This window comes from Verrucomicrobiota bacterium (genome assembly GCA_027622555.1).
GTDB lineage: Bacteria > Verrucomicrobiota > Verrucomicrobiia > Opitutales > UBA2995 > UBA2995.
The window spans coordinates 1-8,686 of the sequence record JAQBYJ010000175.1 but is presented as its reverse complement, the minus strand read 5'-3'; the positions used below and the strand labels follow the sequence as shown (position 1 = coordinate 8,686).

Below are 8,686 nucleotides of genomic sequence, written 5' to 3'. Positions count from 1 at the left end.
CGAGGGCAAGTTTATTTATCAATCCCTGTAACCATACGCATTATACGCTCTAAATAATTATACCGTGGTTTTTATACCTGGCTAATCCGACTGGTGATTGCCGCGGGACTTCTCATCGGAATTGGATCCTCCATGTTCATGTTTGCAAACAAGGACATTGCACCCGATTGGGATATGGTAAGCGTCATCAATTTTTTGATTCGTGGTCTCGGTGATACAGCTCCGAACTTGTTATCAACAGATCTGTTCGACTTCACCATCAACGAGCACCAACCCTATTTGCCGATGCTGATCTGGGGTATCGATTTCAAGGTGTTTAATTCATTCGGACTACTGCCGCAAATATTGATGCAGCTCTTCGCAATATTGAGCGTAGTGTTGATCACGGGTCGAAGTAGATTTGGTTCCAGTCCTCAATCAATGATGGCCATTGCGATCACGCTGTGTGGTTGTGCGTTGATTTTATCTCCCATGCATTGGGAGAATCTTGTCTGGCCCAATCAGGTACACCTTTACGTATCAGTTCTCTTCTCTGTAATTGCACTCTCGGTGGCGGTTTCTATTCCGAAGCGGAAATGGAAACATCAGATTCTACAAGTGTTGCTTAGCAGTTTATTTTCGGTGTGTGCCACATTCAGTTTTGGCTGGGGCCTTGCGGTCTGGCCTGCCTTGTTGATTCACGGACTCTTGTCCCGGTGGAATTGGCGAGCTTATCTAACCCTCGTGTTGGCTGGTGCGTGTACTATCGCTTTTTATTTCAGTCGGTTCAGCGTAATCGCCGGTCATGGCGATCCGCTCGAATCATTATTTGATCCCATTGCGATCGTAAATTACGCCGCGCTTCTGTTAGCGTCTCCCTTGGTTTTCGTTGGGATTGGGAATGCTCTCACTTACATTGTGGGTTATCTGTTTCTTGCTGTATTCACCTTTTCCTGTTACCGGGCGTACATTCAACGACAGGTCCTTGATGATCGCCAATTGCGAAGCTTGTTGGTATGTTTGTTTTGTGTTGGCGTAGGTCTCATGACTGGATTGGGGCGTAGTGGTCTCGCTTCAAGATACATGCTCATTCCCACCTTGTTCATCATTGCGCTGCCTGGATTGTTTCCGCTTTTCACTCCAATTTTGAGTAACGGTAAGAAGCTTGTTTTGCTTGCATATCTATTGGGGATCCTTGGATTAGCGAGTGCCTCCTTTTTGTTCGACGACGGCTTGCGCAGTAGGCAGTTCATGATCAAAGATGGAGCGATTGCTGCGGCCTTTGGAACCAAACCCATTCATCGCGGACTGTCTCCCGTTCTTGAAAAAATCAACAATCATGTGTGGCCCTTTTATATCAAGCACCACGGTCATTCTCCACCTGTCAATATTCTTACCTGGATAAGTAAACCCCTTCCAGATGCATATAAAACTGATCCTTCAACCGGGACCGCGCCTCAATGCATCGGGTTTGTAGACAGCTTCGATAGTAGAGAAGGTGACCCTGAGTTTGATATCATACAAGGTTGGGTAAGGCTCGGACCAAAAGGAGAACGGGAAGCCCAGTGGGTGGTTATTACCAATGCCTCTGGAGTGGTGGTAGGGTTAGGTGCTACCGGAACGGATCGTCCTGATGTGGCGAAACATCTAGAGGCGAACTGGTTTGATAACCTGTTGACCCGGACGAACCGAGCTGGCTTCTCAGGGTTGGTACGCTCGCGACCGGGTGAGGCGCTTAATTTCTTTGCCTACAAAGACGGTGAATGTCACCTGTTTGCAAACAATGTGAAAGCTCCCGATGCTGAAATAATCGCGCCGTAGTCGAGCCACTTCCTCTTCCAGGGCAACATCCATAAGTCATGTCTTGAACTGCTATCAAAAATAGGGATCGCGGATCGACTTTCTTTCAGTTTGCCCACTTCAAGCCTTTGAAACTGTAACCGATGTTTCCGGTTTATTCCTGTCGCACCCCTTTGGCTGTTCCCACTCGTGCTTTAGGTACGACGGAGACTTCGGGTACCCCCGGTGCTTGACCTTTCCGGCAAAACTTACCAGAAATCAGGGCATGAACCCACTACCCCTGTCTGTCGGGCTGTTTTGTGTCGTTGCCATTCCGCTGGCAACCGCGGAACAAACGTTGCACTCGTTCAAGCGACTGCACCTTGATGAATATTACTGGAGTGAAGGGGCAGCGCTCGGCGACCTGAACCACGATGGCCATACGGATGCCATCTCCGGTCCGTATTGGTGGGAGGGACCGGGCTTCACGAAGCGACACGAAATTTATCCGGCGACGCAGAGAACGAAGACGACAAAGCACGGAAAGGAAGTCGAGTTTCCCGGTTTCGAGGGCGATTTCGGGAGCAAGAATGCCTATTCAACCAACAATTTTTTTGCCTTCGTTTATGACCTGAACGGTGATGGTTGGAACGATGTGCTGACCTACGGCCTGCCTAACACACCGGCATATCTATACCTCAATCCGCAGGGCGCGGAACAGCACTGGGAACGACATACCGTGCTCGAGCATGTGGACAACGAATCCCCAACTTTCACTGACATCACTGGCGACGGGAAACCGGAAATCGTCTGCAACTACGAAGGCGACTTCGGTTATGCCTCCCCGGACTGGACGAATCCCACTGCACTTTGGAAATTCACACCTATAACTGCGAGCGGTGACTGGCCCCGGTTCACCCACGGTCTCGGCCTGGGCGACGTGAACGGAGACGGTAGACTGGATTTGATTTTCAAGGACGGCTGGTTTGAGCAACCGTCCTCTCTCAAGGAGAATCCCGCCTGGAAATTGCACAGCATCCAGTTCGCTCCCGCCGCCGCGCAAATGTATGCTTACGACGTCAATGGCGATGGTCGGGCGGATGTGGTGACCGCGCTTGCAGCGCATGGTTATGGTCTCGCCTGGCACGAGCAACTTGCGGAAAAAGATGCGTCCGGCTCACCGCTATGGCGCTCCCATGTATTCATGCACAAGAATCCGGACGAGAATCGATATGGCATTGCGTTTCCTGAATTGCACGCGGTCGAGTTTTTCGACGTGGACGGTGACGGACTCCAGGACCTCATCACCGGCAATTGCTACTGGGCGCACGGTCAGGCTCTTGCACCCGGCCCCAGTGAGGAAGGTGTGCTCTACTGGTTCAAATTGGTGCGCAACGCTGACCATTCAGTCGATTGGGTTCCAAATCTGATAGACGACCATTCCGGCGTGGGGCGCCAGATTGGCACCGGAGACGTGAACGGGGATGGCCTCCGGGATTTAGTCATAGGTAACAAGCTCGGCACATTTGTGTTTGTCCACGAGATGAAGGACGTGGGTCCGGAGGCGTGGGCGGCTGCGCAACCGAAAGTGAAATTTTCCTCTGCAGGTGATCAGCGAATGGAGTCCATGAGCATCGTCGTGCACACGACCCGACAGAATGGCAGCGGATTGGTGGTGCAACCTCCCGCCACCACGCCGACAAAGTAGATTAGCGGTCGTGATTGGGAAACCATGCAATGAGAAGGATTCTCCTCAGCTGCCACGCATCTATTAACTTCGTATCTGATTTATTGCCCCGAATAAGTCAGAGGTAATTGCAAAGGCCTTGGCCTCCGGGAGAATAATCTAAAGACCTTTCCATGAATCTTCTTCATAACCGAGAGTTTCAAAATCTCGGGCATAAATAGAGTGCGCCCGTCTCGCCAAATCGGTATCGAAGGAGGTATCTGAAGGAGGGGCACTTTTGTTGCGGTGGATTCCGAGCAAACCACCTATGCAATCATCATCAATGCCGATGCGTTTCAAGATATGGGTCATACCTTCATTAAATTGAGTTTCGAGTTTATAGATGCCCGTATAATGAATGGCATCCATAAATAAGACCGAGTGTTGTTCATCCCAGTGATGATCTCTTTCGCCAGTGGTTTCTGATTCAACAAAAGAAACCAGGGTTGAAAAGGGTATTGCGGAATGATCCGTTCCACCCTCGCATCCATTCTGCCGGGCAAATTTCCTTACTGGTTTAAGGATCTTTTTTCTAACACTTTTGGAGTATCCTACATCGTGACCATAGGCTAACTTGTTAAGCCATGCTGAACGCAGTCTAGCGTATGGATTACGCACAAAACAATAAAACTCATAGTCCTCCGTATTAGATAATGCATGCCAGTAATCACGCAACGGAGCAAATGGGAACTCTCGAGCCTTCTTGAACAAGCGATAGCGTCCATTTGATGGATCCTCCATACCGAAGGCTTCCTTAAAACCCTGGTTTAGAGCATGGCGGACGCTTTTCGTTCCCACCTTTGGATTAAGAACGATTACCAGACGTTTCTCCCGATTGATGTAGAACTTGAATGGGCTGAAATGATGGCGTTTCATCAAGCGGATTGCTGCCCCCTTGCCTTGTTTGCTCTTTGGATCTCCCACTATAAATTCTTGTTTAATTTCAGTCCATACTTACGCAGAAGGAATATGGGTCAAGGACGCGTTGCCCCATTTGGTCAAACCTATCACTCAATATCGTGGATCTATAGGAAGAGGAGACCACTACCAGAGTAACCGATCCGTCCGGTCCATACCCCCTTTGGCTCACCCGTGAAACGTATTTCAACCGGTTTCGGCTGCTCACTGAAATTAGCCATTTAACATTTTAGGATGGAAAATGCTACGATGGGGCGATAGGATATTTTCATGAAAGATTTTATACGATCTGAATGGCTACTTGGAGCAGGTTTCTTACTCGGCTGTTTCGTAACAGTAATAGGCCAGACGGATACCGAGGAGGCTGACAAATGGAAGGAATTGCGCATGGATATGGTCGATGATCAAATAAAACAGCGAGGCATCCGTGATAAGGTGGTTCTTGAAGCCATGCGTAAAGTAAAACGCCACGAGCTGGTGCCTGTGCATTATCAGGAAATGGCCTACGAAGATCATCCCCTTCCGATTGGTGAGAATCAGACGATTTCCCAACCCTACATAGTCGGCCTGATGTCCGAGTTACTTCAAGCCAAACCGGGAGACAAGATTCTCGAAATCGGCACAGGCTCCGGCTATCAAGCCGCCGTACTGGCGGAAATGGGGTTAGAAGTCTTTAGCATCGAAATAATCAAACCATTGGCTGTTCGTGCTGAGGCCGATCTCAGACGACTGGGATACTTCGATGTTCAGGTAAAACATGGAGACGGTTACCTCGGCTGGCCCGATGAAGCTCCCTTTGATGGCATTATCATCACGGCTGCTCCGCCTCAATTACCCAAGCCCCTTATTGAACAACTTAAAACAGGCGGCAGGCTGGTTGTACCGGTCGGTCGTAACCTCCAGGACCTGAACGTTTATACCAAAAAAGCCAACGGCAAGGTTTCCAAAAGGTCGGTCATCCCGGTGCGATTCGTGCCCATGACGGGTCGAGCCCAAGAGGATCCCTGAGTATAATACTAACAAAGACTTCGTGCAATAATGGTAAGGGGGTGGAGAGATGCCATACGAACTATAACCGGACAAGGATCAGTTTTTGGCGGACGATAAATCATGAATAATTGGATGGCGCCATCCACAGCTCCACTATTTATACTAGACGACCTCAATCCATTTCTGAAACGCAATTTCGTCAACGTTCCGACCGCTTAACACGATGACAATATCGCCTGTTCCTTCGAGGTCGGCACCTTCCGCAAGCACTGCTGCCGTCGCGATCGCCCCCGAGGGTTCGGATCGTAAACCATGCTGTTCGTAGATCCACTTCATGGCCCGTTGCGTGTCCAAATCGGAAATCAACGAAACACTTGAAATATACCGTTGCAGGATTGGCCAATTGTAATCGCCAACAGAATACGAAAGAAGGCCGTCGCATATACTATCGGGGTGATCGATGCGTATGGGTTTACCTGATTCAAATGATTGCTTGAAATCTGCTGCTCCTTCCGGTTCCACCGCAATAATTTGCGCGTCCGGAAATCCATCGGCGATTGCAAGCGCGTGACCCGCCATCAATCCACCACCACTGACAGGACAGAAAAAATGCGAAATCTCGCGCTCCTGGATCTTCAACTCATCGACAATCTCCAGCCCACCCACGCCATTTCCCGCAATTACATACGGGTCGTCATACGGCGAAGCCGCAACCGCGTTTTCTTCCTCTGCTATTTGCTGTGACAGTTTCATGCGTTCGCCTGTCTCCGCGTCACGAACCTTGTTGAAGGTACGAACTTCAGCTCCAAAGGATCGCGTCCGTTTGAATTTAATCTCCGGCGCATTGTCTGGCATCACCACAATCACTCGTTTCCCATACCGCATGCCCGCAAACGAAATACCCGACGCAAAATTTCCCGATGAATGGGCCGCCACGCAACGCTCACCAATCAGTTCGCAATTGTTGGCCATCCAATTCAGTGCGCCCATCAACTTAAACGATCCAACTGGAGTCCATCCATAATCCTTAATCCAAACGCGACGCGATTCTGGAAGTCCAAGACGCTTTTCCAATGGATAGGATCGGATCAACGGAGCCGGTGAAAAATGCTCACGGATTACAGTCACTGCATCTCGAACCTCGTTAATAGTTGGGACTTTTATTGCCATTCCCTATGTCATACAAATCCAAAGGATTCCGGCGATTCTAAATCGTCACCTCAGTCAATAGCGTGGGGGCAATCTATTTCGCAGTGTATCCACCATCTTCACGCAGATTGACCCCAGGGATATAGGAGGCATCGTTGATGCAAGAACGTAGAACAAAGCAGGGACCAGTCTAATTATTGGCGATTCATGAAAAACAGAAACGAAGCGGGTAACCGAATGGAAGGGCGCTCACCAGAACTTTACGGTGTTTTTCCATTTTAAACGATGCCCTTGGGGAAGTGGACATGATTATGAAAGGAATCAGAGTCGGGGTGTCATGGATAATTAGACTGATTCTTATAGGATCTACTTCTTTCCAGGGCATAACGCCCAATTAAAAGTGTTACCTATGTCTTTAGACAATCTGTTACCGATCTGTTTAGATCATACCTGTCTCCAAGACATGACCCGTTTTGCTGTCTCCGAAGTATCTTTCCTATCAATACTCAGCCCGGGGAAGCACCCTTCAGTTTAAAGCGCCCGAGGAACCGGGTAACTACGTGATGAAATACATCTCCGGCCAAGAGAATCGGGAATGGGCTACCCGGGAATTTGTCGTGAAGGCCAAAAAATAGCTCAACTGCAAAGCGCTCGTTCAATAGTGGACAGGGAAGTTGTTAGGTGTTTTGTCAATATCCAAGACGTGTCCCCTTATGGCTCTCCACTGGTAATTTCCGCACGGGAGCAACAGTTCCAGGCACGCTCAAATGCAATTTTCCCGCAGGAGACACAGTCCCCTCAAGAGCGGAACGATGACTGATAACCGCTCCAGGGTAGAAATGAGCCGCAATTTCAAGGCGTGCCCGTCTGATTATGTCCTCCGGTTTTGAACGCAGATCATCCGTATAAAGCTTGCTGGCAAGCTTCCGCAGCTTTCCCGCTTTTACTTTTCGCGAGATTTCACCGGATCGAAGCGGGTCGGATGAACCAAAAATCAATGCCATAAAAATTTATCCGTTTAAAAGTTGAAAATGCTCGTACTTAATAATTTTTGCATGATTAAACCAAATAATCGCTAAATTCCATACAATTAAATCATTTTAGCGTTAGAGTGATTTCCAAAAAATTGTTTATTTAGCGCTTTCAAATCACTCATTTAACAAAATATCATCGAATTTATCCCGATATTTGCTAAATTTCATCACTTAAGCGGGTGGGGCATCAGGTTTTCGTGTCATTTTGCGTTTTCGGCAACAAGCGCCACGATTGAACTGGTTCATTCCCCGTTGCTCGCTGCGGGGTTCTAAAAAAGAAGCTCATCCCCAAAGTCCGGTCCCCGCTGTGTGGGGAGAAAAATGCGTAGATACCCCGTTGCTTGCTGCAGGGAGTAGCGTTTTTAAGGGCATTGGGTTCATTTCCCTTTTTATCTTTATCAGCAACAGCCCAACCCGTCACGAGCGAACCGTCTTTCAATGTCTCAGCTTCGTTCCACGCGGCAAAAATAGAGCAGACAAAATCAAGGACGAGCTCATCAAGTTCGATCCCGATGCCCCAGATTGGCCAGGGATGGTTGAACGCCTTCTCGGCAAAGCATAATAACCCCTCCACTGAGAGATTTAGTCAATAGTCGAGACATGACCCCGTAGGCTTACCCTTTTTCTAAAGATTTCGCACTTAGAAAACCCAGATGGGATAGACTCCTATTTTAAATTCCGGTCTGAGATTCCAGTGACTGGATGAAAATTGGTCTCAACATGGGAATGCCTAACTTAATGATGTGGAACAAATTGACATTGTTTTATTAACAGCCGAAACTGGGTGGTAAGGAACTCACCCGTAAATTTTAATATCTAGCAGGGCTCTTAAAATGGCATTACTAAAAGTCACCAAATCTACATTGTATATCCAGACGAAGATCAACTTCTGCACAACACCTCCTTTTGCTGGATTAGGCGGTTTAGGGATGTGGTACAGCTATTGTGTTGAGAGTGAGTTGAATAAATGGGAAGTTGCGTCGCGAACTGCCCGGATGAAAGAGATTCGAGACATGGCCGCATTAACCATTCATCCTTCCGGGGTCACCGCAAAACATAGAAAGAATTCTAAATTATCACACACGTGTTTGATTATTCCAAAGCAAGGAAC

At 48.4% G+C, this 8,686-nt stretch carries 8 protein-coding genes; 4 read left to right on the top strand and 4 right to left on the bottom strand.

Annotation, left to right across the window (positions count from 1 at the left end; genetic code table 11):
- Positions 1–138 precede the first annotated feature (138 nt).
- Entirely contained in the window at positions 139–1,800 is a 1,662-nt protein-coding gene (locus O3C43_23790) for a hypothetical protein (GenBank protein ID MDA1069508.1), read from the top strand.
- A 244-nt stretch (positions 1,801–2,044) separates the two neighbouring features.
- Positions 2,045–3,466, top strand: a complete 1,422-nt coding sequence (locus tag O3C43_23785; protein MDA1069507.1) for a VCBS repeat-containing protein — start codon at positions 2,045–2,047, stop codon at positions 3,464–3,466.
- 138 nt (positions 3,467–3,604) lie between these two features.
- On the opposite strand, the gene O3C43_23780 is transcribed toward O3C43_23785, so the two are convergent.
- Positions 3,605–4,360: a sulfotransferase family 2 domain-containing protein gene (locus O3C43_23780; GenBank protein ID MDA1069506.1), complete on the bottom strand. Its 756-nt coding sequence runs from the start codon at positions 4,358–4,360 to the stop codon at positions 3,605–3,607.
- Between the two features lie 312 nt (positions 4,361–4,672).
- Here O3C43_23780 and O3C43_23775 point away from each other — a divergent pair, with 312 nt between their 5' ends.
- The gene (locus tag O3C43_23775; protein ID MDA1069505.1) at positions 4,673–5,410 is read left to right on the top strand and encodes a protein-L-isoaspartate(D-aspartate) O-methyltransferase; all 738 of its coding nucleotides are present in this window, start codon (positions 4,673–4,675) and stop codon (positions 5,408–5,410) included.
- A gap of 144 nt (positions 5,411–5,554) precedes the next feature.
- On the opposite strand, the gene O3C43_23770 is transcribed toward O3C43_23775, so the two are convergent.
- The 3 genes from O3C43_23770 to O3C43_23760 form a co-directional block, all read right to left on the bottom strand.
- A complete protein-coding gene (locus O3C43_23770; GenBank protein MDA1069504.1) occupies positions 5,555–6,562 on the bottom strand; it encodes a pyridoxal-phosphate dependent enzyme in 1,008 nt (335 codons plus the stop codon).
- Between the two features lie 668 nt (positions 6,563–7,230).
- Positions 7,231–7,545 carry a hypothetical protein gene (locus tag O3C43_23765; GenBank protein MDA1069503.1) on the bottom strand — a complete coding sequence of 105 codons (315 nt, stop codon included), beginning with the start codon at positions 7,543–7,545 and terminating at the stop codon, positions 7,231–7,233.
- Between the two features lie 217 nt (positions 7,546–7,762).
- Positions 7,763–8,149 carry a hypothetical protein gene (locus O3C43_23760; protein MDA1069502.1) on the bottom strand — a complete coding sequence of 129 codons (387 nt, stop codon included), beginning with the start codon at positions 8,147–8,149 and terminating at the stop codon, positions 7,763–7,765.
- A 259-nt stretch (positions 8,150–8,408) separates the two neighbouring features.
- Here O3C43_23760 and O3C43_23755 point away from each other — a divergent pair.
- Positions 8,409–8,686, top strand: a 278-nt coding sequence (locus O3C43_23755) for a hypothetical protein (GenBank protein MDA1069501.1), incomplete at its 3' end; no start/stop codon positions are given.